The organism is Pseudoprevotella muciniphila, assembly GCF_003265305.2.
Taxonomy (GTDB): Bacteria; Bacteroidota; Bacteroidia; order Bacteroidales; family Bacteroidaceae; genus Alloprevotella; species Alloprevotella muciniphila.
Map to the genome: position 1 here is coordinate 35,526 of NZ_CP033459.1, position 25,323 is coordinate 60,848.

Annotated in this window: 24 protein-coding genes; 11 read left to right on the forward strand and 13 right to left on the reverse strand. The window is 46.5% G+C overall.

Annotated elements, in window-relative coordinates:
- The first annotated feature begins 150 nt into the window (after positions 1-150).
- Entirely contained in the window at positions 151-348 is a 198-nt protein-coding gene (locus C7Y71_RS00210) for a hypothetical protein (RefSeq protein ID WP_111899300.1), read from the forward strand.
- Positions 349-418: 70 nt separating this feature from the next.
- Here C7Y71_RS00210 and C7Y71_RS00215 read toward each other — a convergent pair whose 3' ends face one another.
- Positions 419-1,711, reverse strand: coding sequence for an ABC transporter permease (locus C7Y71_RS00215; protein WP_111899301.1), 1,293 nt, complete (start codon positions 1,709-1,711; stop codon positions 419-421).
- Positions 1,712-1,726: 15 nt separating this feature from the next.
- Positions 1,727-2,929, reverse strand: a complete 1,203-nt coding sequence (locus tag C7Y71_RS00220; RefSeq protein WP_111899302.1) for a pyridoxal phosphate-dependent aminotransferase — start codon at positions 2,927-2,929, stop codon at positions 1,727-1,729.
- 138 nt (positions 2,930-3,067) lie between these two features.
- On the opposite strand from C7Y71_RS00220, the gene C7Y71_RS00225 reads away from it, so the two are divergent.
- The 5 genes from C7Y71_RS00225 (at position 3,068) to C7Y71_RS00245 (ending at position 6,682) form a co-directional block, all read left to right on the forward strand.
- Positions 3,068-3,835, forward strand: a complete 768-nt coding sequence (locus C7Y71_RS00225; protein ID WP_111899303.1) for a dihydroorotate dehydrogenase electron transfer subunit — start codon at positions 3,068-3,070, stop codon at positions 3,833-3,835.
- Between the two features lie 27 nt (positions 3,836-3,862).
- Positions 3,863-4,771 carry a dihydroorotate dehydrogenase gene (locus C7Y71_RS00230; RefSeq protein ID WP_111899304.1) on the forward strand — a complete coding sequence of 303 codons (909 nt, stop codon included), beginning with the start codon at positions 3,863-3,865 and terminating at the stop codon, positions 4,769-4,771.
- A 43-nt stretch (positions 4,772-4,814) separates the two neighbouring features.
- A complete protein-coding gene (locus tag C7Y71_RS00235) occupies positions 4,815-5,285 on the forward strand; it encodes a hypothetical protein (RefSeq protein WP_111899305.1) in 471 nt (156 codons plus the stop codon).
- A 294-nt stretch (positions 5,286-5,579) separates the two neighbouring features.
- Entirely contained in the window at positions 5,580-6,221 is a 642-nt protein-coding gene (locus C7Y71_RS00240) for a GIY-YIG nuclease family protein (RefSeq protein WP_111899306.1), read from the forward strand.
- A gap of 251 nt (positions 6,222-6,472) precedes the next feature.
- Entirely contained in the window at positions 6,473-6,682 is a 210-nt protein-coding gene (locus C7Y71_RS00245; RefSeq protein ID WP_111899307.1) for a hypothetical protein, read from the forward strand.
- Positions 6,683-6,698: 16 nt separating this feature from the next.
- Here the strand turns inward: C7Y71_RS00245 and C7Y71_RS00250 are convergent, their stop codons facing one another.
- Complete coding sequence (locus C7Y71_RS00250; protein ID WP_193215927.1) at positions 6,699-8,138, reverse strand: DUF3078 domain-containing protein; 1,440 nt, start codon at positions 8,136-8,138, stop codon at positions 6,699-6,701.
- Positions 8,139-8,297: 159 nt separating this feature from the next.
- On the opposite strand from C7Y71_RS00250, the gene C7Y71_RS00255 reads away from it, so the two are divergent.
- Both C7Y71_RS00255 and C7Y71_RS00260 read left to right on the forward strand, forming a co-directional pair.
- Positions 8,298-10,826 carry an endonuclease MutS2 gene (locus C7Y71_RS00255; protein ID WP_111899334.1) on the forward strand — a complete coding sequence of 843 codons (2,529 nt, stop codon included), beginning with the start codon at positions 8,298-8,300 and terminating at the stop codon, positions 10,824-10,826.
- A gap of 19 nt (positions 10,827-10,845) precedes the next feature.
- On the forward strand, positions 10,846-11,760 hold the full coding sequence (locus tag C7Y71_RS00260; RefSeq protein ID WP_111899309.1) for a ribonuclease Z: 915 nt from the start codon (positions 10,846-10,848) through the stop codon (positions 11,758-11,760).
- Positions 11,761-11,834: 74 nt separating this feature from the next.
- Here C7Y71_RS00260 and C7Y71_RS00265 read toward each other — a convergent pair whose 3' ends face one another.
- From C7Y71_RS00265 to C7Y71_RS00310, 10 genes are all read right to left on the reverse strand, one after another.
- On the reverse strand, positions 11,835-12,038 hold the full coding sequence (locus C7Y71_RS00265; RefSeq protein WP_111899310.1) for a hypothetical protein: 204 nt from the start codon (positions 12,036-12,038) through the stop codon (positions 11,835-11,837).
- 44 nt (positions 12,039-12,082) lie between these two features.
- Positions 12,083-13,264: a phosphoribosylaminoimidazolecarboxamide formyltransferase gene (locus tag C7Y71_RS00270; RefSeq protein ID WP_111899311.1), complete on the reverse strand. Its 1,182-nt coding sequence runs from the start codon at positions 13,262-13,264 to the stop codon at positions 12,083-12,085.
- Between the two features lie 48 nt (positions 13,265-13,312).
- Positions 13,313-15,595: a 4-alpha-glucanotransferase gene (locus C7Y71_RS00275; RefSeq protein ID WP_111899312.1), complete on the reverse strand. Its 2,283-nt coding sequence runs from the start codon at positions 15,593-15,595 to the stop codon at positions 13,313-13,315.
- Between the two features lie 440 nt (positions 15,596-16,035).
- The gene (ndk, locus tag C7Y71_RS00280; RefSeq protein ID WP_111899313.1) at positions 16,036-16,503 is read right to left on the reverse strand and encodes a nucleoside-diphosphate kinase; all 468 of its coding nucleotides are present in this window, start codon (positions 16,501-16,503) and stop codon (positions 16,036-16,038) included.
- 264 nt (positions 16,504-16,767) lie between these two features.
- Entirely contained in the window at positions 16,768-17,205 is a 438-nt protein-coding gene (locus C7Y71_RS00285; RefSeq protein WP_111899314.1) for a Fur family transcriptional regulator, read from the reverse strand.
- Complete coding sequence (locus C7Y71_RS00290; RefSeq protein ID WP_111899315.1) at positions 17,202-19,253, reverse strand: S8 family peptidase; 2,052 nt, start codon at positions 19,251-19,253, stop codon at positions 17,202-17,204. The genes C7Y71_RS00285 and C7Y71_RS00290 overlap by 4 nt, the downstream gene beginning before the upstream one ends.
- A 22-nt stretch (positions 19,254-19,275) precedes the next feature.
- The gene (locus C7Y71_RS00295) at positions 19,276-20,553 is read right to left on the reverse strand and encodes an L-cysteine desulfidase family protein (RefSeq protein WP_111899316.1); all 1,278 of its coding nucleotides are present in this window, start codon (positions 20,551-20,553) and stop codon (positions 19,276-19,278) included.
- A gap of 58 nt (positions 20,554-20,611) precedes the next feature.
- Entirely contained in the window at positions 20,612-21,004 is a 393-nt protein-coding gene (locus C7Y71_RS00300) for a helix-turn-helix domain-containing protein (protein WP_111899317.1), read from the reverse strand.
- A gap of 213 nt (positions 21,005-21,217) precedes the next feature.
- A complete protein-coding gene (locus C7Y71_RS00305; RefSeq protein ID WP_111899318.1) occupies positions 21,218-21,556 on the reverse strand; it encodes a TM2 domain-containing protein in 339 nt (112 codons plus the stop codon).
- 77 nt (positions 21,557-21,633) lie between these two features.
- Positions 21,634-22,053, reverse strand: coding sequence for a 5-fold beta-flower protein (locus tag C7Y71_RS00310; protein ID WP_111899319.1), 420 nt, complete (start codon positions 22,051-22,053; stop codon positions 21,634-21,636).
- A gap of 126 nt (positions 22,054-22,179) precedes the next feature.
- Here C7Y71_RS00310 and C7Y71_RS00315 point away from each other — a divergent pair, with 126 nt between their 5' ends.
- From C7Y71_RS00315 to C7Y71_RS00325, 3 genes are all read left to right on the forward strand, one after another.
- A complete protein-coding gene (locus tag C7Y71_RS00315; RefSeq protein ID WP_226943489.1) occupies positions 22,180-24,231 on the forward strand; it encodes a TonB-dependent receptor plug domain-containing protein in 2,052 nt (683 codons plus the stop codon).
- 117 nt (positions 24,232-24,348) lie between these two features.
- Positions 24,349-24,771: a hypothetical protein gene (locus tag C7Y71_RS00320; RefSeq protein WP_146739497.1), complete on the forward strand. Its 423-nt coding sequence runs from the start codon at positions 24,349-24,351 to the stop codon at positions 24,769-24,771.
- A gap of 20 nt (positions 24,772-24,791) precedes the next feature.
- Positions 24,792-25,313, forward strand: a complete 522-nt coding sequence (locus tag C7Y71_RS00325) for an MgtC/SapB family protein (RefSeq protein ID WP_111899321.1) — start codon at positions 24,792-24,794, stop codon at positions 25,311-25,313.
- Positions 25,314-25,323: the final 10 nt, after the last annotated feature.

The window sequence follows — 25,323 nt, forward strand, 5'->3', positions numbered from 1 at the left end:
GAGTGAAGAATAGGAACGCCCCAGAGAAATCTGAGGCGTTTTTTATTGGGGGAGGGAACCCCGAAAAGGAACATTTCGTTTTGCGAAACGGAACGCTTCGTTTAGTTTTTCAGGAACATTTCGTTTTGCGGATTATATAAGGATGGAACGATGCGTATAATAGTCGATGGCTACAACCTGACCATACAAACCATTTCGAACGGACAGGTTAAGAAAGAAACTAAATATACCTATTACATCAAAGACGGCTATTTCTATCTCTATTACAACAATATGCTCAAAGCACAGAAACGCTACAAAGATGGACAAGGCGTTGCTGTGTTAGGCGACTTCCATAAGATAAGTTGAAACTATAGATACATGGAATATATCTGAAGGATATAACCCCAAGCAACTGTCAGAATAAATAGAACAGACCTTAATCGAATCGTATGCTTTTAGCAGGCTGTATGCGTGAAATGGCAAGGCTGGGAATGATAAGGACAATGAGGGTAATAACGAGTGTCCCCAGGTTCAGACCAATGAACCACCACCAGTTGAAAAGAACAGGCACCTTATCCACGTAATAGGATTGTGGGTCGAGGCTGACAATGCCGAATTGTTTCTGCAACCATGCCAGTCCAAGCCCCAATACATTGCCGATGATCATTCCGCGGATAATGATGAGGGCTGCAAAATTCAGAAATACGCGTCCTATTGAGGCGGTTGTGGCACCCATGGATTTCAGAAGGCCAATCGTCGGGATGCGTTCCAGTATCAGTATCAGCAAGCCGCTTGTCATCGTAAATACAGCCACCATCACCATGATAATCAAGATGACCCATACGTTGAAATCGAGAAGATTGAGCCATTGGAAGGTGTTGGCTGTGTTGGGATTCTTCTTGATGGACATGACGCAATAAACGGCATCCGACGTGTCGCGCCGACCGTCGAAGCGTGCCGAAACGTCTTCCAGATGTCGGTCAAGCCGGTTGAAGTCCGATACTGTGATTTCCAATTCACTGCTCTTGTCTGCCGACCAGTTGTTCAATTCGTTCACCGTGTAGAGATCGGATATGATGAACACATCGTCAAACTGTTTGAGGTTGGTCTGGTAAATACCGCAGATTTCGAGAAGTCGTACTTTTACTATGTCTTCGAAGAAATAAACGTAGATTTTGTCTCCCAACTTAAGGCCCAACTCGCGTTTCATCTGGTTGGAAACGAGCACCTTCCCTGAAGCACTTTTTGAAGAAAACTGAGGTATTTTGCCTTCTGTCAGTGCCGATTTAAGAAACTTTGTGTCGTATTCCTCGCCTATGCCTTTTATCTCGATGCTCTTGAAGTGATCTTCGGTTTTAATGATGCCCATCTTCATTGAAGTGCGCTGAACATGACTGACACCGGGTATGTTCTTCATTTCCGAGATTACCGAAGAGTCTGTCACGATGGGGTACGACTCTGGCGGCAGTATTGCAGCGGGCTGAGGTGGCATTGTGTTGCTGTAGCCCACTCGGGCATCATTCAGCAGTTCGATGTGAGTGCCGAATCCTGTGATTTTCTCTTTCACTTCGTGCTGAAATCCTTTGACCACAAAGATGGACACAATCATCACTGCCAAGCCTATTGCCACACCTGCTGTTGCCACATGTATGGCTGGTGTGGAGGCTTTGCGTTTTCCGTCTTTGTTGCCTTGAAAGAAACGACGTGCAAGAAAAAAAGAGAAAGACATATCTATGTTTGGCTGTTAGTCCATAACGCGGCCGGGATATGCTTCGAGTGCTTTCTTGAGCACAAACAATGCCCGCTCCAAGTCGCTCTTTTTGAGTACGTATGCAATGCGAACTTGATTCTTGCCGGCGCCAGGGGTGGTATAGAAACCTGCCGCCGGTGCCATCATCAGCGTCTCACCTTCATAGTTGAAGTCTGTCAGACACCATGCACAGAATTTTTCTGCATCATCCACAGGCAGTTTGGCTACGGTATAGAAAGCCCCCATAGGAATGGGAGAATAGCAGCCAGGTATGCGGTTAAGGCCATCGATGAGGCATTTTCTGCGCTCCACGTATTCGTCATAGACTTCGCGGCTGTAGTCTTCCGGTTCTTCCATGGATGCTTCTGCCACTATTTGCCCAATCAGTGGTGGACTGAGGCGTGCCTGACAGAATTTCATCACAGCCTTACGTATTTCCGTATTTTTCGTAATCAATGCACCGATGCGTATGCCGCATTCGCTGTAACGTTTAGAAACAGAGTCAATCAGCACCACGTTGTCCTCAATGCCTTCAAGATGGCAGGCAGAGATGTAGGGTGAACCTGTATAGATAAATTCACGATAAACTTCATCGCTGAACAGATAAAGGTCGTATTTCTTTACAAGGTCCCGAATTTGGTTCATTTCTCGCCGTGTGTAAAGATAACCTGTAGGATTGTTCGGGTTGCAAATCATGATGGCACGTGTGCGCTCATTGATTAGTTCCTCAAATTTCTCCACTTTGGGTAGCGAAAACCCTTCTTCTATCGTAGTGGCAATGGAGCGTATCTTGGCGCCGGCAGAAATAGCGAAGGCTATGTAATTGGCGTATGAAGGTTCGGGAATGATAATTTCATCACCAGGATTTAGGCAAGAAAGAAATGCAAACAACACTGCTTCGCTTCCGCCAGTCGTAATGATAATGTCGTCAGCGCTGAGGTGAATGTTGTAACTTTCGTAATATTTTACCAACTTTTCCCTGTAACTTTTGAAACCCTGACTCGGGCTATATTCGAGCACCCTGCGGTCGATATTTTTTAAGGCTTCAAGTCCCTTTCCCGGGCTCGCCAAGTCGGGCTGTCCAATGTTGAGATGATATACTTTTATACCACGTTCTTTAGCTGCATTTGCAAGGGGAACAAGTTTGCGTATGGGCGATGAAGGCATTTCTATCGCGCGCTCTGATATCTTTGGCATCGTTGTTAAATATGATTTCGAGTGTAAAAATACGAAAAACATTGCAAACCATAAACATTCCGCCGTTTTTATGTACATTTCCAAGAAAGTTACAATTAAAAGTGTTATCTTTGTTTGACATTTCATATTAAAGTAGCGATGAAACAAATTCTCAACCTAATTCTTGTCCACATTTCTCACCCTTCGGACAATCATGCCCTAATGGTGTTAAAATCTGAAGAAAAACTACCAGAGATATTGCCAGGACAATTTGTGGAAGTGCGAGTAGATAATTCACCAACCACACTTCTCCGCCGCCCCATTTCCATCAATTATGTAGATAAGGTGAATAATGAAATTTGGCTCCTCGTGCATGCCGTAGGAGAGGGCACAAAGCGGCTATGCAGCCTCAAAGAGGGTGCGTTAGTGAATTGCATTCTGCCTCTTGGCAGGGGCTTCACATTGCCCGAATGTGGAGAAAAAGTGCTGTTGATAGGTGGTGGTGTGGGCACAGCCCCTTTACTCTATCTCGGAGAATTGGCGCGCAGTATTGGTGCATACCCCAAATTCCTGCTTGGAGGAAAAACTTCAGCTGATGTGCTCCAAAAAGAGGATTTCAGGCGAATAGGAGAACTTTATATCACAACAGAAGATGGCTCTGAAGGCGAAAAAGGGTTCGTTACGAATCATTCAGTCTTATCAGCAGGCGAGTTTAGCCGAATATATACTTGCGGACCAAAACCGATGATGATGGCTGTGGCGAGATACGCTAAGGAAAAAGCCATCTTCTGTGAAGCATCGCTCGAAAACATGATGGCGTGCGGACTCGGCGCCTGCCTTTGCTGTGTAGAGAAAACCAGTGAAGGCAACCTCTGTGTATGCACCGAAGGACCAGTATTTAATATCAATAAACTTATGTGGGATTAATTCCCTAATAAAACTATTCAGATTGACATGGCAAAACTTAGCGTATCAATAGGGAACCTACAACTCAAAAATCCCGTACTAACAGCCTCTGGCACATTTGGCTACGGCATTGAATTTGCAGATTTCATTAACCTGAACGACCTTGGTGGGTTTATCGTAAAGGGAACAACCCTCCAGCCCCGTCAAGGCAACGACTACCCCCGGATGGTAGAAACACCGTCGGGTATGCTCAATTGCGTAGGCTTACAAAATAAAGGGGCTAACTATTTCTGTCAAAGCATATATCCGCAACTCAAAGACCTCAATACAAACGTAATCGTCAATGTTTCAGGCTCTTCGCCAGAAGATTATGCTGAATGTGCGGCAAGAATAGCGGAACTCGACAACATTCCCGCCATCGAACTGAACATATCCTGTCCCAATGTGCACGATGGCGGCATGGCGTTCGGCGTAACGTGTAGCGGTGCTGCATCGGTGGTCAAAGCCGTGAGAAAAGTCTATCCCAAAACGCTTATCGTTAAACTTTCGCCCAACGTTACAGATATTGCAGAAATCGCTCGTGCCGTAGAAGCAGAAGGAGCTGATAGCGTATCTCTTATCAACACTCTTATGGGAATGGCAATCGACATTGAGCGGCGTAAACCCATTCTCAGCATCAAAACAGGAGGACTCTCTGGACCTGCCGTAAAACCCGTAGCAGTCCGCATGGTCTATCAGGTGGCACAAGCAGTCAAAATACCTATTATCGGCCTTGGTGGAATAACCACAGCCGCAGATGCTATTGAGTTCCTGCAGGCAGGCGCAACGGCAGTAGAAATAGGCACAGCCAACTTCATCGACCCTGCAGTAACAATAAAGGTAATTCAAGGCATAGACCAATGGCTCAATGAACACAACATTCCTGACGTAAACGGCATCATAGGAGCAGCATTGTAGAAAATCAAAAGCAGACACCAAAATAATAAATCCTCATCACAGTTTGATTTTTCAGACAATTTTAGTCAAATCCACATGCACTGCGCCGCTCCATGACCATCACCACCTCCGCTTTATCCGCAAGATAGAATACTGTGCCGCCTACCACCTCCGCCGCGCCATTATCCTGCCAGCCCAAGCCATAGCCCTTGTTCGTGAACCTATGCCCTGGCAGGAACTTCCGCTTGTAGGACTTGCTTCACTTGAAGTTACCGACGAAGTGGAAAATGGGGTGCGGATTTACACGTCAAAACTCACCGCTACGCTCTGTAAACCATTCTTGCACCCCAAACGCCCATCCGCTTTTCGTCTGACTGACGTGCAGGGAAAGCTGTACCTTTTAGGCACGGCTCAAATTCCATATCCACTTATCAGTCAGACAGTAAGCAATGAAGATAATGCCCACTCGCAAACGTCATCTGTTATAACGATACAACATAAAACAGAAAATTCTTTGATAAATATCAAAGCTTAAACTTCCAAGTTTTTTCGGAAATGCTTATTTTTGCGCATGTAGTACGCTACAACCTGCATTTCTGACCATAAGAAAACATACATAAAATACATAGAACTCTCACGTAGTAAAAAGGCTTTGGTCGGCCTGCAGGTGTTGCGAGGGAGTTCTTGACATGTGGCGCAAAACCGTTTTGGAAAAGCTCAAGCAGTTCTTTGACAGGTTCTTCGATATTATCAATAGTGATTCTGCGATGCTATCGTGAATAGCAAAAGAATATCATTATAGTCTTCCTAAACTTAAAATCGATTAAATATGCCAACTGAAAAAAAATACGGTATTGTTTACCTTCTCACAAATCCCGTTATGCCAGGTTTGGTGAAAATTGGTATGACAGCACAAGAAGATATTGACAAGCGAATGAAAGAACTCTACACCACTGGTGTTCCAGTTCCTTTTGAATGTCAGTTTGCTTGCAAAGTCAAAACATCTGATTGTGCTAAAATTGAAAAAGCACTCCATACTGCTTTTTCTCCACAGCGTATAAATGCCAACAGGGAATTTTTTAAGATACAAGTTGAGCAAGCTAAAGCTATACTTGAACTTTTCCATCATGAAGATGTAACGGAGAATGTTAGTGAAGAAATCCAAAATGACCTCACTGACGAAGATAAAGCAGCCAGTTCAAAGGCACAGACCAAGCGTCCACCGCTTAATTTCTATGAGATGGGGTTGCAGAAAGGTGATGTACTTATTTGGAAAGAAGATGCGTCAATTTCTGTTACAATCCTTTCAGAGCGTAAGGTGTGCTATAAAGGCGAAGAAACATCTATTAGTGCGTTGTCTGCACAATTAAAAGGTTACAAAGTCAAACATATACAACCCACACCTCACTGGCTCTTCAACGACCGCCCGCTTAGTGAAATCTACGACGAAACATATCCGTTTGAAGAATAATTTGGGCGTACCCTGACGGGTCGGGCTAACGTAAACGGAGCTTGTAATCTCCGCCATTCGGCTAATATCCCTAACGCATAGCGTGCTGCACATCGTGGCACGCTTTTTCTTTCTTTTCTAACCCCACCCAAATAAAGTTCCTTTGCCGTATCTTTTTCAATGAACCTTGCAGCGTATGTCAGCCCGCCGCGTAAGGTGCGGCGATGGCTGGGACGCAAAAAGCAAGGTGAGTTAAACAAACTTGATACACTATGGCAAAGGAACTTTCTACTATTTTGACCGCTGCCGCCGAAGTGCGCGATGCTTCCGAACGCGGAGAGAACACCGCCACGCGCGTCGGCGGAGTACTGTGCGAATTGCTGGAATATCTGGCAGGGCTGATTGCTATGCGCCGCCTTGAAATCATTGAACTGACGGAGCGACTGAAAGGCAGCTCGGACTACTCGCTGGGCTTTTCTTGATTTTCACAAGAAGGTATTAGAATGACATACCAAAACCTAATGAAATATATTCCTTGAACTGTGTGTACGACTTGCCTTCCTTGCGCTTCACACTGTCGTCGAATCGGGGATAAAGAAACAATTCCGTTGACAAGAAATCGTTGATTTTGAATAGAAAGGTGTTTTCCCATTCAACTTTGGCAAAGGTGTAGTCTGTGAAAAAGTATAATCGCGATTTCCACGTTACATTCTTGATAGGTTGCCAAGTTGCATTCGCCGTTATTGTAGAACCGAAAGTGGATTTGTGATGCTTACCTTCGTCTAAACCATTACTCGTGATGAGTTTTTCTCTGCCAACGTATTTCAGGCTGTGAGCAAAAGGCGAGAGTGTAGCACTGACATTAAACTTTTTGTTCTTAGATGTGAACTTATAATCCATACCAATAGATGCCACATTCTCAAAGGGCGACATAAAGTCGCTGTAAACATAGCGGTTGTTGCTCCTAAAACCCCTGTAGAATTGAGTCCAACTCTGCAACATGAAAGTGTAGTACCAATGTTTGGTGGCTTTAATGCCAAGTTTGTTAGTCATGCGCAGAAGGTCGCTATTCGTTTTGTATTTATGAATAGTGTCGGAACGCGAAGAATAGAAGCCCAGTTTCATCTCTAACTTGTTCGAGAACGTTATTTTGCGCTTGTTGTCGTAGTTGGCTTCGAGAGTCGCTGAACCGAGTAGCGAGTTGTTGCTCTCACCGCCTTGATACCAGTTGCTCGATATGTAGTTCTGCATGAAGCGCAGGCTCACATCAGCCTTGAATGTCCAGAAATTAGGCCGAAACGTCGTTACTTCCCAGTCGGGCTTGATGACAACCGGATCTTTTGTGAGTTTCGGCTTGTCCACCTTTTCCGACAGTTTCGTAATGGGTATTACTTCCGTTTCCAGATCCTTTCTGATACCTCCGCCTTCCTCCGGTGCCAGACCGGTTGTTTCTATGAGATATGGCCGCTTGCCATAGATGTTGACAAGGGCGAGGTCGGTCAGACGCACCCTTTCATAGTTGGCATTCCATTCACTGTTGCTTTCCTTGAACTTCGGGCTGCCGATGATGCGGCGCAACGAACCCTTGTAGAGGGTGGGAGAGGAGAATAGGTTGATGTAATAGGGGTTGGAGAGCAAATCATCGCCTGTATATTCCCATTCGTGGTATTCGTCTTTCAGAGAGTCAAGTCGTGCAGAATATCTGTGGGCGATGCCGTCGAATGCTATCTTGTTCTTTTGGGGTATAACCGTGTCTTTAACGGCGGAAATTATGCTGTCAGGAATAGCGGTAGAGTCAGGAGCCGCAGTGGAGTCCTCCGTTATCGCTGCAATGCTGTCGAGCACTTCTGCAACATCTGTTTTGCCCCGCGCTGTACTGCCGCTTTCTGTTACAACCTGCCCGAATAAAGCGGCAGGAAGCAAAAAGAGAAACTGCACACAAACCCTTCTGTATATTCTCAAATAATGTTCCGACATAACCATTCTCCTAATCTGCTGCAAATATACTACAAAATGATTATATTAAAAAACCGAGGCAAAATCCTCTGTAATAATAAAAATAAATGTGCTAATTTTGCAGATTGAATGGAAAAGGGCATGATTTATCCTGAGAATTTTGAAAAAAAGATAGGCTTCACGGAGGTGCGTCGTTTGCTCAAGGGGCGCTGCTTGAGTACGCTCGGTACGGAGTGGGTCGATAATCAAGTAACGTTCCGCAGTAAATATGCTGATGTGATGCAGGCACTCGGACTCGTTGAGGAGTTGAGGCGCTTTGCCATGCTCTATGAAGATGCCTACGAAGCCAATTTTTTCGATGTAAGGGAATCTGTGCTGCACATACGCCCTGATCGGACATACATGGAGGAGATTAATCTCTTCAACCTGAAGCGTTCGCTCCATACGGTTGACCAACTGACATCGCTTTTCAAGCGACAGAGTGCAGACGATGGTGAAGAACATGCACCATTTACGCACTTGATGGCTTTGGCAGAAAGTGTGGGCAGTTTTGAAGATGTAGTGAACCGTATAGACGAGGTGCTCAACAAATACGGACGCATTAAGGATACGGCATCTCCTAAGTTGCTCACAGTGCGCCACAGCATAGAACAGACCACTCGCAACATCAGCCACAGCCTGCGCAACATCATTCAGGAAGCGCAGAATGCCGGATACATAGACCGCGACGTAACACCCACATTGCGCGACGGTCGACTCGTAATTCCAGTAACGACAAGTGCCAAGCGAAAGATAAAGGGTATCGTGCACGATGAGAGTGCTACAGGCAAGACCGTATTCATCGAACCTACAGCCGTAGTGGAGGCGAACAACAGAATACGCCAACTTGAGAGTGAAGAGAAACGAGAAATCATACGCATACTTCAGGAACTTAGTGACATGGTACGCCCACGTATTCCCGACATCATGGGAGCAATGAAGTTCCTTGCCCATATTGACTATCTTCACGCCGTAGCCAGCATAGCCGACTCGTGGAATGCCATTGTGCCAAACGTGGAGAACCGTCCGCAGATACACTGGTTGGAAGCCGTACACCCGCTACTTCAGAAGAGCCTTATGCAACATGGCTCAAAGATGGTGCCGCTCGATATAAAGATGCCCGAAAAGGCAAAAATCATCATCATCAGCGGACCAAACGCAGGTGGTAAGTCAGTCTGCCTGAAGACCGTGGGGCTCTTGCAGTACATGCTTCAGTGCGGTTTACCCGTACCAGTGAACGAACGCTCGAAGATGGGCGTTTTCAGCAGTATGTTCATCGATATAGGAGACGAACAGAGTCTGGAAGACGACTTGAGTACCTATTCCAGCCATCTGCTCAACATGAAGCAGATGATGAAACACACAAACAATCATTCTCTGCTTCTGATTGATGAATTCGGGTCAGGAACAGAGCCACAGATAGGTGGCGCACTCGCAGAAGCCATACTTCACCGGTTTGTGGCAAGCCATACTTACGGCATCATAACGACCCACTATCAGAACCTGAAACGCGTGGCAGAGAATTACCCCACTGTGGTGAATGGCGCCATGCTCTACGACCGCGGCGAGATGCAACCCCTCTTCCGTATGCAGGTGGGCAATCCCGGCAGTTCGTTTGCCATAGAAATAGCACGGAAAATCGGCATACCCGAAGATGTTATAGCAGAGGCCACCGATATGGTAGGTGAAAACTATATCCTCTCCGACAAATATCTGCAAGACATCGTGCGCGACAAGATGTATTGGGAGAAGAAGCGAAAGAATGTGCACAAACAGGAAAAACAACTCGAGGACGCCTTGAGCCGCTATGATGCGGAGATGGAAAAACTCAACAATGAGCGCAAAACCGTGTTGGTCAATGCCCGCGAAGAAGCCAGGCAACTGCTCTCCCAGACTAATGCCAAGATAGAAAACACCATCCGTAGCATACGCGAGGCGCAGGCAGAGAAAGAACGTACACGCGAGGCACGCCAGGAATTGCAATCGTTCAAGGACGAAGTGGAACAGGCTGAAAACAGAGAGGATGATGCTATAGCCAGAAAAATAGCCAAAATACAGCGAAGGCAGGAGCGAAGAAAAAATAAGGAGAACAAAAAAGGTGATGCTACAGCCCAACTTTCTGCGACAAGTTCTAACGGCACTCAGCCACGTGATACTGCAGGAAAAATCAGTGTTGGCAGTACGGTGCGCATAAAAGGGCAGACCACGTTGGGCAAGGTGGAGGCTATCCTTGGCAAACAAGCACGTGTGCTCTTTGGCATGATGTACACCAACGTGCCGATAAGTCGCTTGCAACCTGCCGAAAAGCCTAAAGAAGACACTATATCGAAAGTTGCCACTTTCCTCTCTAAGGAGACGCGCGATGCCATGTATGAAAAGAAACTGCATTTCAAACCCGAAATCGACCTTCGCGGCATGCGTGCAGACGAGGCGGTGAATGAGGTGGCGCATTTTCTCGACGATGCCATACAACTGGAATATCCGCAGGTGCGCATACTGCATGGCACAGGCACCGGTGCTCTCCGTCAAGCCATTCGCCAATATGTCAGTTCGGTACGTGGCGTAAAGAGTTACCACGATGAACATGTGCAATTCGGTGGCGCAGGTATAACAGTAGTGGAATTGGCATAATAATACATAGAGTCCACTTATGGAAAAATTTGAAGTCAATATACTTGGTTGCGGCAGTGCATTGCCTACTCTGCAACATTTTCCATCTTCGCAAGTGGTCAATATCCGCGAAAAACTCTTTATGATAGACTGCGGAGAGGGTACACAGATGCAACTCAGAAAATCACGCCTCAAATTCTCCAAACTGAACCACATTTTCATATCCCATCTCCACGGCGACCATTGCTTTGGTCTGATGGGGCTTATCTCGACCTTTGGACTTATAGCAAGGACTGCCACCCTTCACGTCCATGCCTTCGCAGATTTTGAACCTATCCTTAGGTCGCAGTTGGATTTTTTCTGCAAGCACCTCTCATTCAAGGTGGAATTTCATGCTATACCTATAAATACTGTAGAGCAAATCTATGAGGATAAGTCGATGACAGTAACCGCTTTTCCCGTTAATCACCGGATACCCTGTGTGGGATTTATCTTCCGCGAAAAGCCCGGACTGGCGCATATACGCAAAGACATGATGGATTTTCTTAATATCAACGGACCTGTTATCTATGACATCAAGCAAGGCGCTGGCTGGACTACACCTGATGGAAAATACTATTCACACGAGCAACTCACGACACCTGGTGATGTACCGCGTACTTACGTTTATTGTTCCGACACTAAGCCTGTTCCGGAGAATGCCGGACTTTTCCAGGGTGCTGATATGCTCTACCATGAAGCCACTTTTGCTGACTGCGATGCTGCAAGAGCGAGCGAAACTTTCCATTCCACTGCCGCACAAGCCGCAGAAATGGCAAAACTTGCCAATGCAAAACGACTTGTAATAGGGCACTTCTCTGCAAGATATCTTGACGAACAAATACTCCTTGATGAAGCCGCTTCAATCTTCCCCAATACTATTTTAGCCGCAGAAAACCTCTGTCTGCAATTATAGTATCCGTCGATTTCTTTATAATAAACAATATGAACCCCAATCAGTCATTAGTGCCGATTGGGGTTCAATATGCTTTATTTGTGCCTGTTGGCACGGGCTCGTCGGATATCGGCTTTCTTCTTCGCCGATGCCGAACCATGTGCACCTGTGATGTATGCTTTCTTCTTTGCCTTTGTCTTCACCTTGTTGCCTGACTCCTTTGGTTTCTTAGGCGCACCCTTGAAAACTATGCCGCTGTGAATAGCCTGATTGATTTCCTGTTCGTTAGCCTTCCGCATATCTAATTAGATTTTAACGACTTTCAACTTTCAACTATCAACTATCAATGGTGGAACAAGCGAATACCGATGAACGACATGGCGATGCCATATTTATTGCATGTATCTATGACGTGGTCATCGCGTACACTTCCACCGGCTTGTGCCACGTATGCCACACCGCTCTTGTGTGCGCGTTCTATGTTGTCGCCGAAGGGGAAGAATGCATCGCTGCCGAGTGAAACGCCCGTGTTCTTTGCTATCCATGCTTTCTTTTCTTCCGCAGTGAGCACTTCGGGCTTTTCAGTAAAGAACTGTTGCCATGCACCATCAGTGAGCACATCGTCGTGGTCTTCTGAGATGTAGATGTCGATAGTGTTGTCGCGGTCGGCACGACGTATGTTCTCTATAAAGGGCAGGTTCATAACTTTGGGGTGCTGCCGCAGCCACCAGATGTCCGCCTTATTGCCTGCCAGACGTGTGCAGTGGATGCGGCTCTGCTGACCGGCACCAATGCCTATGGCTTGTCCGTCCTTGACGTAGCAGACGCTGTTGCTTTGTGTGTATTTCAGCGTGATGAGCGCAATGCGCAGGTCGCGTTTGGCTGCTTCAGGCAAATCCTTGTTGTCTGTGGGCATGTTGTCGAAAAGGTCGTCGCGCGTGAGGTCTATTTCGTTGCGTCCTTGTGTGAAAGTGATGCCAAACACCTGCTTGGTCTCGACAGGATCGGGTACATACGCAGGGTCAATCCTGATGATGTTGTAAGTGCCTTTGCGCTTGGCACGGAGAATGTCGAGTGCTTCTTCTGTGAAGTCGGGTGCTATGACGCCATCGCTCACTTCGCGCTTGATAAGTAAAGCCGTGGCTTTGTCGCAGGTGTCGCTCAGTGCTATGAAGTCGCCGTAGGACGACATGCGGTCGGCACCGCGTGCACGAGCGTATGCCAAGGCGATGGGCGAAAGTGGCTCTGCGATGTCATCTACGAAATATATTTTCTTCAATGTGTCGCTCATGGGAGTACCCACAGCAGCACCTGCGGGCGATACGTGTTTGAACGATGCGGCAGCAGGCAGACCCGTAGCTGCTTTGAGTTCCTTGACGAGTTGCCAGCCATTCAGGGCATCAAGAAAATTGATGTAACCCGGACGACCGCCCAGCACTGTAACAGGCAGTTCGCCGTTCGCGATACTTATACTTGCAGGTTTCTGGTTGGGATTGCAACCATACTTCAGTTCCAGTTCTTTCATGTTTTATGATAGTGTTATTTGTTAAAATCGTTATTGTTCGGGCAGTTTTTATCTTCCGCTTCGTTCAATCAGTCCGCGCACCTTCTCGCTGAACGCACTGTCGAGCGCCATTTGTTCAATCGTGATATGCATGCGGTAGTTCCAGTTCTGGTAAGGATTGGAGGGTACGTTAATCTGTTCATCTTCAGGATTGGGCGATCGAAGGGTGGGCGAGATTGCTGTCCAGTCCTGAAACGACAGCAGGCAGAGCATGGATGGTGAGTTCAGGTGGCGGCTTACCACTTGCTCGCACGCCGAAGCCGTGGCTTCTTCCGGTGCATTACCCATGCCGTGAAGCACTTCGTGCCAATAGGCTTCCGTGCGTTCGCCATCCTGTTTCCACCAGAGGCGGAATGGTGGCATGTCGTGTGTGCTGATGGTGGCTACTGAGCGGTAGGGATTGTTCAATACATCGGCAAACCTATGACCATAAATCTTAGGCATGCTCTCTATTTCCAATGTCAGGACTTCCAGTTTTTCAAGGACACTCTTTACGCACCCCGGCACCATGCCCAAGTCCTCTGCACAGGGCAGAAGGCTGCCCTCGCTGTCGTTCACTGCATCAAGCAGTGCAGGCAGTTTCTTCATCGCCTCTGCAGCCCAGAAATCATCGTGCCGGCGATAGAAGAAATCATCGTGCAGACGATTGAAGGAATTGCGGTTTTCTTCGCTTATTTCTTCAAACAGGCGTGTGGTTTGTGCACCGATGCGCGGATGATATTTCCCGCTATCGTCAGGGTCGTCAATGAAGAGTACTTCAGTGCTGAGATGGAGTAGTCTTTCTCGCAGTTTCTCATCGCTCACTTCTTTTATTATGTCGCGCTGAGACGTGTATTTATCCTTAAAATGGTAGCGCTCGCCGTCGTAAGTAAAATAGGTGTCAATTTCCTCCGCAGTGAGTTCAGACCTGAGAACATCGTAACTGAACGAAGGTGTGCTGAGTGGTCTGACATCCAGGCTGAAGCCATAATGCCGTATTTCTTCAGATGACAGCGGAAGAGCAGGGCGGAAGTGCCCCAGAATGCCGTAAACTTCGCTGCGCGGTATTTCCCAGATCCGGAAGAAGCCCAGCACATGATCCAGGCGGTAGGCGTCAAAGTATTTGCACAAATGCTGCAAACGAAGTTGCCACCACCGGTAGCCGTCTTTCGCCATGACTTCCCAGTTATACGTAGGAAATCCCCAGTTCTGTCCTTCCTTGGCAAACGCATCAGGCGGAGCACCTGCCTGTCCGTCGAAGTTGAACAACCCGCCGTCCACCCATGCCGGCACACTGTCGCGCGATATGCCTATAGGTATATCGCCTTTGAGGATAATGCCTTTTGCATTGGCTGCTTCGTGCACGGCAGACATCTGACGATGCAGCAGGAACTGCACAAACTCGTAGAAACGAACAGATTTTAAAGCATTTGGTGTTTCAGTCAGATACCTGTCCAATAACTTGGCGTCATATTGAGAAAAAGTGTCCCACTGGCGGAAGTTGGCAGTATGGAACCTGTCTCTCAGATGGCAGAAGATGGCGTAAGGACGAAGCCAATGGTGGTTCTCTTGTTCAAAACTCTGAAACACCTTGGTTTTTAGTGTCCTCGCCCCATTCTTTCTGTACAGGTCCTGCAGAAACGACATTTTGTATTGCAACACTTTGTCATAGTCGAGCGGTCCTTCATTGCTGATGTCATTCGCAGAAGTCCATTCTCTCAGGTCCAGATAAATGGGGTGTAGCGCAAAGACAGATATGTTGTTGTAAGGATATGAGTCGCGCCAGGTCTTGGTCGCCGTGGTGTCGTTGATGGGCAATACCTGAATGGCACTCATGCCGACGTGGCTCGCCCAGTCCACAAGCATTTTCAGATCGCCGAAATCTCCTACGCCCTGACTGCCATTCGACTTCAAGGAAAAAACCGGAATAACAATGCCTGCACCGCGCCAGAGAGGGAAGTCGATGTTTTCAGGAGTGAGCGAACATTCGAGAGTGATGGGCTTGCCGCTGCCGTCGTTGAAAAAACTTCTGTTAGCGCCTTTTTCCCATGTAACATCTGAATAGTTATCGTCGTGCTGCAAAATGAATTTGTACTCTATTGTACCGATATTTTCCTCATCTGTCTTCGCAAACAGATGACTTCCGGCTTTCTCTTCGCGCACTAATGGCTTTGACAGCAACACGTTCCATGACCCAAGACTTTCAGTACTGCCGATGATTGCCCAGTGATGCTTCCTTGGCGGTGCAGGGGCATGAAGCACAAATGATACATTTCCAATGTCTATCTGGTAAATCTTAGGGGCGAGAAACATATTGTGATGCAATTTTTGATGATAATATTTTTAAAATACCATTAAATGCAAAAATACGTAAAAATAATGATACACCGGCTCGCTTTTACGAATAATGACGTTTTGTGTTTTTTTTAGAAAAAAAATATGAAACCCTTTGCGTAAGTTAAAATAAATGTTTAATTTTGCATTAGACATAATGGTAAAACGCTGCATTGGTTAGATTGGGATTCTCATCAATAAATCTTTGAAACCGAGAAAGCTTCCTTCGCTCAATGGCGTGCCGATACTCATCGTAAGATGCTGGAGTCGGATTACAAAGACGGAGTGGCACTCAAATCCTGTTTTTTTAGGAGTTTCATCACATCATCAATGCAGCATTTTTTGTGTCCTATAAGTAAAAGCGGTCTGGAAAGGAGTGCCCTCGTCCAGACCGGTTGAGTTTTTGTAGGTCCTTCTTGTCAATATTCATCGCACGCGTATGTGGCAGACATATTGTTCGATGTCCATTCGTACAGTTCCTCAGGTTTGAAGAAACGTTTGATTTCTGCTGCAGCCGTCTCGGGGCCGTCGCTTGCGTGGACGATGTTTTCCTGGAACGACATGCTGTAGTTGCCGCGGATGGTTCCTGCGGGTGCTGTCCTACCATTTGTGGGACCTGCAAGTGTCCTGACTACTTCGATGGCATCAACGCCCTCAAGGCACATAGCAATGACGGGGCAAACCATCATCGCGTTTTTTACCCTTTGAAAGAAGGGCTTTTCGGACAAATGTGCATAATGCTCACTGAGCAGTTCATCAGTCAGTTGCATCATCTTCAGACCGACGATGTGAAGACCTTTCTTTTCGAAAATACTGATAATCTCGCCGATAAGTGCACGCTGCACGGTGCAAGGCTTGAGGAGTACCAATGTTCTTTCTAATGCCATAATGTTTTATTTTTATAAAGGTTAGTGTTAAGAATGAATTGATTATGTCTTAATTTAAGTTCCGCAAGTTCCACTTGCTTGAAGTTATTGAAGTTATCGAAGTTATTGAAGTTATCGCTTCGCTCGAAGTTAACGACATTAGTTAATGCTATTGATATCTTTCGTTCTTCTTTTGTTATTAATCGGTCCAACGTATCGTCGATAACTTCGTTAACTTCGTTAACTCCGAGCGTAGCGATAACTTCAGAAAGTTAAATGTCTTAATTATGTCTTTGAGCAAGAAGGGCAGAGTCCTTTTACCACATAGTTGGCGCTATGACTGACAAATCCTTCCGGCAAATTTACCGCCGGTACCGATTCGCTCCTCAGGCAGTAGGTGTGCCGGCAGTGTTCGCAATAGAAATGGATGTGGAAGTCGGAAAGTTCGCAGTCTTCCTCTCCGCAGTGGCAGTCGTTTCTGCAAACGGCATATTTCAACTTGCCGCTGCCATCATCAACGGCATGTACCAGGTGGTGCTGCAGGAACATGGTCAGTGTCCTGAAGATTGTGGACTTGTCAACCGTTACCAACACGTCCTCCAAGTCAGCCACAGACAAGGCGCAAGGCTGCTCCAACATCGTGCGTAATATCAAAATCCGCATCGCCGTAGGTTTGATGCCCCTTTCGTTCAACCGTTCTTCTATATCTGCCTGTTTCTTCATTTTTTTATGAATTTTCGGGAAATTATGCGCTCCGGTGTTGTGATACTGATGATGTATGTTCCTGCCTGAACATCATTCAGGTTGATAAGTGTCTCTTCGCCGCGGCTGGGATTGATGACAACGTGCCGTTTGATAATTCTGCCGCAAGGGTCGCATACCATGATTTCTGCTCTGTCAAGAGCGTTGTTGAACAGGATTTTCCAGTTGTCCTGCCTCTTGAGCAAGGTTACCGGAGAAAGCCCGCTCTGCAATGAAGCAATGCCCGTTGCCTCTGCCATCTGCAAAGCCATTTTCAAGCCTTCGTAGGCATCTATCTTGCCGTAACCGCTCTGCTCGGTCGTGGTGTAGGCATCTTTTGTGCTCGTGGCTTCTATAATTTCTATGGCTTGCTCGGGCGTCATCTGCGGGAACGCCTGAAGCCAGAGTGCCATGATGCCCGTCACGACAGGGCACGCCATAGAAGTGCCGCCTTTGAAACCAAAATAGTAAGTTTCGTTGTTTCTGGTGAACGAAGTGACGATCGAACTGCCGGTCTTGGAGAACCCCGGTGTGTACTTGGAATATGCAGAAACGACCAATGCGCCGGGTGCCGCTACTGTCGGCTTCAGTCCGTCGCCCAGATATGGACCCTTGCTGCTGAACGATGACATGGCGCCCATAGGGTAATTGCTGCCGTATGACAAGGTGTTGCCATTGATGTTGGTAAGCGAGTTCTTGGTGTTATAACTGCCCACGGCAATGGCACGCGGAATGTTTGCACCGCCATCGCATGTCAGATAGTTGTCGTCGCCTGAAAGGAAGGATGCGTCGGGGGAATGGAATATGCCGCAGTCTGTTTCTGTCCACGCATGGAAAGTAGTACCTGCATCTCCGCATATCTCAACCCCGAAATAGCGGTTGCTGCCCAGAAAGTCCTTGTCGAGGTGGAAATAATAGTTCTCTTTCTTGTTGCCGGGTTCAATGTCCTCAAAGAGGACTTCCTCTGTCTGCGTTTCAGTAAGGTATGTCTTTGTGCTTCCTGAATAGAAATAGGGTCTTAAGGATAAGTGGCGGCAGGAATCGGCATCTTGTCCCCAGATGTCGAGATATATTTCATCGTAGTTCTTTCTCACGAGGAGGTTGACGGTGTCGTTCGGCGAAGTGAACGTGTGTGAAGCATGGAGCATCTCCTTGTTTTCATTACCTGCTGCAGCAACAATCAGTCCGCCTTCGCCCATCATTCTGTCCACAGTCTGGCTGAACACGTCCTTGCCGTCGTGAGGTCCTATCAGTGTGCCGAAACTCATGTTCACCACCCAAGGTTTTCCTTCTGTCTCGGCAAACTGCTTGACGTAACTTATTTCTTCCAGCAAGTCGGCATTTTCGAGGTCGGATGGCAGCATGATGATCTCACTCTCAGGCGCCATACCATAGTAGGGTAGTGCGCCCACTTTGGAGCCTGCCGCTATGCCTGCCACGTGTGTGCCGTGGCTGCCGGCGTCATAGTCGTCGCCACCTGTTGGGATTTCCGTGGTAGGAATGGAGTCCGGGCCGTGTCTGTACCACAGTGCGCGCACGCGGCTGTTGCCCTCTGCGTCGAGGAAAGAAATGTGGCGGTATTCAAAACCTTCGTCGATGATACCTACAATTACCCCCTTGCCTGTGAAAGGTGTCTCAAGATCAGTCCCATTATGCAGAAGATTGACGTTGGTGGCATTGCGCACATTGTTTGTAAGCAGGCGGTTCTTGCGTGAAGAATGAATAAACCTGACGCCATCGACATTTTTCAGTGTCTTGAGGTAACTTGCCGGAATGTGAGCAGTGGCGGTTCTTGTGTCGATTTTGAATGAAGCGAAGCCGTCGGCTTTTATGCTTTCCACCACTTTGCTGCTATTCTCCGTTTCTATGATGACGTTCAGGGTATTATTGGCATCATAGATAGATTTCTGAGCCCTTCTCGCCGTTTGTGCAGGTCGGTGTTCCAATGCACGCAAACGCGCATCGAGTCTGGCTTGACCAAACGATGCGAAAGGCAGTATTGAGAGCAGAAGGACAATTATATGCTTCATTTCGGTTAGAAAGTCTGTTTTTTTATTTGCAGGTCATTATGTCTAGAACACATTTGTCTGTCTCATTCATGGAATTTGCACCAATGCTCACAAGATTGCTGATACACTTGTCAACCTCGTCGTCGATGATGCCTTCATCGCTCGTAACGTGTTCGCCTAGCATGGCGAGAATGGCAGACAGGACAGCGGTGCTCACACCGCTCGTAAGTTTCAGCGAGCAACTCGGTTTGGCACCGTCGCAAATCATACCCGTCAGGTTGGCAATCATATTCTTCACGGCGAATGTAACCTGTTCATATCCACCGCCCATCAGGTAGGTAATGCCGCAACTTGCGCCTGTGGATGCCACTACGCAACCGCAGAGTGCAGAGAGCGTACCCAGATGCTGCTTGATGTAAATGGCAGTCAGGTGGCTCAGCATAAGGGCACGTGTCAACTCTTCGGGTGTGTTGTGGTTTTCTTCAGCAAACACCGCAACCGGATTGGTGGCACAAATACCTTGGTTGCCGCTGCCTGAATTGCTCATGACGGGAATCATTGCACCCGCCATGCGAGCGTCGCAGGCACAACTTGTACTCGAGAGTATGTGTGAGAACATGGAGTCGCCCAAAATGCCACGCCCCAAAGGACGCATCAGGTTTTTACCCAGACAATGCCCATAGTTGCCTTTAAGCGATTCGCGGGCTGCTGCCATATTAAGTTTGCACGCGTCATTGATAAAACTTATCTCGTCTAACGGGGTGTTCATGGCAAAATCATACACCTTTCTCAGCGTGAGGCTTACTTCTTCCCACGCTGTATCCTTGCATTTGTCGAGCGCTTTTTGCAAGATGATTTCATCATCCTTTTCAAGAAGAATGAAATTGGTGTGTTGACGCGCCACGATAGCGCGACTGTGATGTCCATCGCCTGAAGTGCAGATGATTTCTACATATAATTTCTCACAAGTTTCTTCGTTAAGTACAACCTTTATACGGTTTTCAGAAGTATAGCGTTTCCCGCGTTCCACATCCTCCTTTGTGCAATCCTTCAGAACCTCAAGCCCATATTCTGACCTTCCTGCCAGAGCACCGAGGGCTATGGCGATGGGCAAACCAGCCATGTCTGTGCCGGGTATGCCTACACCCATGGCATTCTTGATGATGTTGGCACTGAGGCGCGCCTCAATCTTATCCGGCAGACAGCCTAAAATCTCCTTCGCTTTAGCCACAACAAGTGCAACGCAAATGGGTTCTGTGCATCCTATGGCGGGCACCACACACCGATGCACAAGGTTTAGGATTTGTTCTTTCTCTGTCATCTATATCTATGTTTTTATGATATCTATATAGTGTGATATTCTGTCGGTTTGGAAAAGTTCAGTGCTTCTTATTATGAAGCAACCTATACTGTCGTGGAGTAATGTCGTAGGCCTTTGAAAACGCCAAATAGAATGATTGGCGCGAAGAAAAACCTGCATATAGTCCGATTTCTTCAACTGAGTAATTATTGTAACTCGGCGAAGAAAGCATTTTGCACGCATCGCGCAAGCGAAGGTTGTTAATCAGGGTGTTGTAGTTCTCACCTGTCTGAATGGCTACCACAGCCGAGATGTCGCGTGCTTTGATGCCTAGTTCGGCTGCAATGCTTGATGCTGTGCAGTCTCCACCTCGATAGCGCTTGTTTTCCGTAACAGCGTTCATAATGCGAACAAACAACTTGTCCGTTCGCTCCGAACTGATTCTGCGATAATATTCTCTATCGTCCTTCATCAATGGCAAAGGTAGTTAAAAACGATGTATTTTCATTCCGAAAGAATGAAAAAAACGTAGATTCTCTGCTTTTGTCTTATATAGTAGCTATTTAGTCTTCGATTTTGCCTTGGACTTTAAGCACCATACGATCAGAGTATTTACTCGGAAAATAAAAGGCAAGCACATCTGGAATGTGTTTGCCTTTGAATTAAACATTCTTAAAAGTTTGATTTACCCTAATGCCATCATGAACTCCTGAAAGTTCTTTTCACGTGTGGCATCCTGAATTAAGAACCAATCGATGATAGCCCAGATGCCACAACCTCCGGCAGTAAGCAATTTTCCGATGCCGAGACCGATGTCGCCTATCATGAAACGGTCTATTCCCCAACCGCCCAAGAGGATAGACATAATCAGTATCATTGTTGGGTCTTTGAGGTCAACCATATACGGAAGATTCTCTTTCTCAGGTGGCAAAGCATAAAGCCTCTGGCGAACAAATTCAAGTTTGTTTGCAGGAAACTTCTTGCCGTTCGCTATTAAAAACATGTCAATCTTGTTCGGATCCATAAAAATAATCGTTTATGTTATTGTTATTCTATGCAAAAATAGTAAAAGATTTTTTATCTAATAGAATAGAGCGCTTTTTATTTAAATGCTCCGAAAAAAAAGAGCAACGCGGCTGAATACTTCCAGTCCACCCCTTTGACGTGTCCAATCGTGCGGTAGTTGCCGTCCTGCACTGTGCCGTCGCTCTTGATGTGTCCTATGGTTCGATAACTGCCGTCCTGAACTGTGCCATCGCTCTTGACGTGTCCTATGGTTCGGTAACTGCCGTCCTGCACAGTGCCGTCGCTCTTGATATGTCCTATGGTGCGATAACTGCCGTCCTGCACAGTGCCGTCGCTCTTCACGTGACCGATGGTGCGATAATTTCCGTCCATGATGGTGCCGTCGGAACGCACATGGGCACTCGTCCTGTAGTTGCCATCCTGCACAACTTGTGCCTTTAGTGCCGCGGGCACCATCATCAGAATAGAAATGGCTAATATTAACTTGATTTTCATGATTGTTTATTTGGGGTTATAACAATTTGATATTAAAACTGTTTGATAGTTTAATTTGCGACATGGCAAAATTAACGCGTTTTTATGTACTTTTGCACGACTTTTTTACAATTTTTATTTTTTACAATGTACACCTCTAAAAACATTGGAAGCAAGGTGCTGACATTCAAGCATTTCAGTCGTAAGGGGTGGGCGCTGTTTTCCTGCATGGGACGCGAAGTACGAATTGGCGTGCTTGGCGTAGCAACGCTGGCAACTGCAGCCCCAAGGTTGAGTGCTAACAGCATTATCGAGATTACGGAACATCGGACAGAAACGCCCGACACTCTAGAACTCGGTGTGGCTACAGTAACTGCTTCAAGAGCCCCACTGACAGCAGACCAGGCGGCAAGGCAGGTGATGACGCTGACGCGTGAAGACATTGCGGCAGCGGGAGTCACGAGTATCAATGACGTATTAAAATTAGCCGCAGGCGTTGATGTCCGGCAGCGCGGCGGCTTTGGTATTCAATCGGACGTATGCATTGATGGCGGCACATTCGACCAACTGACTATCCTCGTCAACGGAATGCCTTTCAATAATCCACAAACAGGCCACAATGCAGCAAATTTCCCTGTAAATCTGAATGATATAGAGCGTATAGAAGTGCTGGAAGGTGCGGCTTCACGTGTTTTTGGTACGCAGGCTTTCAGTGGTGCCATAAATATCGTAACAAAAAGTACAGATCATCCTGTCAGTCTTGGAGTGCAAACCGGCAGTTATGGTACTGTCAGAACAGATGCACGTTTAACAGGAAAATGGAAATCCTTTGTGTCTTCAGTAAGTACTTCCTATCAGAGAAGTGATGGCGCGGTAGATAATGGAGATTTCGAAGGAAGCAAACTTTTCTGGCAAGGCAACTTCCTGAATGATGAAATACGCCTCAATGCCCAGGCAGGAATATCAACAGAAAACTTCGGAGCAAACACTTTCTATAGCCCTGCCAACAACAGGCAGTGGGAAGCCACAAGGCGATATCATATCGGTTTGTCAGCAGAAACCAATGGAACGATACATTTCGCACCTTCTTTCTCCTGGATACGGTCCACAGACCATTATCAGTGGATAAGACACACACACGACTATGAGAATTTCAACAGGACGGATGTGTTTACGCTCGGTCTTAATGCTTGGATGCATTGGATGCTCGGGAAAACTTCCGTGGGAGCAGAATTCCGCGAAGAAGATTTATTGAGCAGAAATCTCGGGCATGATATGCCACCTCATCAGTGGATCCGCATACCTGGTCAAGATTCGTTGAAATATACCAAGAAAGACGCGAGAACCAATTTGAGTTGTTTCTTCGAGCACAATGTCATCCTAAGCCAATGGACTGTTTCTTTTGGCTTGATGGCTGAACGAAATAATGCTATCGACCATAAAATCAGATTCTATCCAGGCATCGATGTGAGTTACAGACCACACAAGCATTGGCGCTTTTATGCCTCATGGAACAAATCGCTGCGTCTGCCCACATTCACCGATCTTTGGTACAAAAGTGTTGCGCAAGAGGGTAATGCAGGGCTGCACCCGGAAAAAAACTCCTCTTTCCGTCTTGGCATGAATTATAAGACAGAATGGGTCGACGCATCGCTGAAAATGTATTACAACCATGGTACGGACATGATTGATTGGGTGATGTATGATGCAACGGATGCCTATCATGCTGCCAACTTCCAACTCGACAATATGGGGGTATCGCTGAATGCTACATTAGATTTCAATCATCTGTTGGGAAACAATCAACCATTGAAAAGACTCACCCTCGCGTATGCTTATATCAGTCAGAACCGAAGGGACGAGATGCCGATATTCAAATCGAATTATGCCATGGAATATCTGAGACACAAATTTGTAGCAACGCTCTCGCATGGTATATTTAAGGAATTTTCTGCAAATTGGACATTGCGCATACAGAACCGCAACGGATATTATCAAGTTTATGAAAATCTCAGACCAACAGACGTCCTGAAGAATTATGGCACACATGCTCTCCTCGATTGCAAACTTATCTGGCAGAAGAAGCATGTTGAACTTTTTGCAGACCTGACTAACCTTACGGCAAAACGTTATTATGAAATTGCGGGTGTGCGACAACCTGGCTTTCTTATTATGTTGGGCGGAAACGTGAAATTTTGATAATAAACGTCATAAATGTTAGTATGTGTCGTAAAGAAATACTATTTTTGCAATAATTATCTTCTTCACATGGACTTGTTATAGAACAATATCTTCCAGACAATAAACAAAACGAATATGAAAACAAGCACTAAATTCACCGTATTGGCATTATTAAGCCTGATAATGTTAGCACTGCCAATGACCGGGGCATGTATTTCGAAAAAGCCGAAAGTAAGCGGAACAAAATGGAGTTGCAAGCAAGAATATTTTGTGGCTGATGCCGGAACTCTGACTGTGATAAAGACTATTCACTTTGTGGACAATAAAAAGGTAAAAGTCGTTACTTCATCGTCAATGCCTTCGCACCCTGCCACTTACGTGCTTCCCGACGGCACCGTGCCTATAATTGAAGGACATTCATCCAAAACGGAAGAAAATGGCACCTATAAGGTTAAGGGCAGTAAGATTATATTAGAAATCGAAGGTAAAAAAACAGAAATTAGTTACATGAAGGACCATCTTGTTGTAGAAAAAGAGGGCATCTTCCTAAAAGATTGATACATTTAAAACTCGTTTTAATGGATATACAATTAGAACTCATATTACGCGTGTTCTGTGCTGCCATGTTGGGCGGTCTAATCGGTTTGGAGCGCGAATATCGCGCCAAAGAGGCTGGCTTCAGAACACATTTTCTCGTTGCATTAGGCTCTGCGCTTTTTATGATTGTATCGGCGTATGGTTTTTCAGGAACGATGTCTTCAGAAGAACAGCGTTGGGACGTGTCACGCGTGGCGGCGCAGGTAGTTTCCGGAATAGGTTTCATCGGTGCAGGAACCATCATTTTTCATAAGAGCCAAAACATAGTCCGCGGACTGACCACCGCTGCCGGTTTGTGGGTAACTGCAGCCATTGGATTGGCATGTGGAGGAGGTATGTATATACTCTCAGTTGCTGCAACGCTACTCGTCTTGGCAGGTCTGGAGGCCTTCAACTTCTTTCTAAGGCGTCTTGATACCAAACGGGACCTGAAAGCAAATGGTCAAAATTCCGAAACATCAGAACAGAACACAAAAAACGAAACGGACGTAGTGAAGAATTAAGCAATACTCA

Bases quoted from the DNA above. Each gene is read 5' to 3' on its own strand.
- C7Y71_RS00210 (WP_111899300.1), top strand. From the start codon at position 151: ATGCGTATAATAGTCGATGGCTACAACCTGACCATACAAACCATTTCG.
- C7Y71_RS00215 (WP_111899301.1), bottom strand. From the start codon at position 1,711: ATGTCTTTCTCTTTTTTTCTTGCACGTCGTTTCTTTCAAGGCAACAAA.
- C7Y71_RS00220 (WP_111899302.1), bottom strand. From the start codon at position 2,929: ATGCCAAAGATATCAGAGCGCGCGATAGAAATGCCTTCATCGCCCATA.
- C7Y71_RS00225 (WP_111899303.1), top strand. From the start codon at position 3,068: ATGAAACAAATTCTCAACCTAATTCTTGTCCACATTTCTCACCCTTCG.
- C7Y71_RS00230 (WP_111899304.1), top strand. From the start codon at position 3,863: ATGGCAAAACTTAGCGTATCAATAGGGAACCTACAACTCAAAAATCCC.
- C7Y71_RS00240 (WP_111899306.1), top strand. From the start codon at position 5,580: ATGCCAACTGAAAAAAAATACGGTATTGTTTACCTTCTCACAAATCCC.
- C7Y71_RS00245 (WP_111899307.1), top strand. From the start codon at position 6,473: ATGGCAAAGGAACTTTCTACTATTTTGACCGCTGCCGCCGAAGTGCGC.
- C7Y71_RS00255 (WP_111899334.1), top strand. From the start codon at position 8,298: ATGATTTATCCTGAGAATTTTGAAAAAAAGATAGGCTTCACGGAGGTG.
- C7Y71_RS00260 (WP_111899309.1), top strand. From the start codon at position 10,846: ATGGAAAAATTTGAAGTCAATATACTTGGTTGCGGCAGTGCATTGCCT.
- C7Y71_RS00265 (WP_111899310.1), bottom strand. From the start codon at position 12,038: ATGCGGAAGGCTAACGAACAGGAAATCAATCAGGCTATTCACAGCGGC.
- C7Y71_RS00270 (WP_111899311.1), bottom strand. From the start codon at position 13,264: ATGAAAGAACTGGAACTGAAGTATGGTTGCAATCCCAACCAGAAACCT.
- C7Y71_RS00275 (WP_111899312.1), bottom strand. From the start codon at position 15,595: ATGTTTCTCGCCCCTAAGATTTACCAGATAGACATTGGAAATGTATCA.
- ndk (WP_111899313.1), bottom strand. From the start codon at position 16,503: ATGGCATTAGAAAGAACATTGGTACTCCTCAAGCCTTGCACCGTGCAG.
- C7Y71_RS00285 (WP_111899314.1), bottom strand. From the start codon at position 17,205: ATGAAGAAACAGGCAGATATAGAAGAACGGTTGAACGAAAGGGGCATC.
- C7Y71_RS00290 (WP_111899315.1), bottom strand. From the start codon at position 19,253: ATGAAGCATATAATTGTCCTTCTGCTCTCAATACTGCCTTTCGCATCG.
- C7Y71_RS00295 (WP_111899316.1), bottom strand. From the start codon at position 20,553: ATGACAGAGAAAGAACAAATCCTAAACCTTGTGCATCGGTGTGTGGTG.
- C7Y71_RS00300 (WP_111899317.1), bottom strand. From the start codon at position 21,004: ATGAAGGACGATAGAGAATATTATCGCAGAATCAGTTCGGAGCGAACG.
- C7Y71_RS00305 (WP_111899318.1), bottom strand. From the start codon at position 21,556: ATGGATCCGAACAAGATTGACATGTTTTTAATAGCGAACGGCAAGAAG.
- C7Y71_RS00310 (WP_111899319.1), bottom strand. From the start codon at position 22,053: ATGAAAATCAAGTTAATATTAGCCATTTCTATTCTGATGATGGTGCCC.
- C7Y71_RS00315 (WP_226943489.1), top strand. From the start codon at position 22,180: ATGTACACCTCTAAAAACATTGGAAGCAAGGTGCTGACATTCAAGCAT.
- C7Y71_RS00320 (WP_146739497.1), top strand. From the start codon at position 24,349: ATGAAAACAAGCACTAAATTCACCGTATTGGCATTATTAAGCCTGATA.
- C7Y71_RS00325 (WP_111899321.1), top strand. From the start codon at position 24,792: ATGGATATACAATTAGAACTCATATTACGCGTGTTCTGTGCTGCCATG.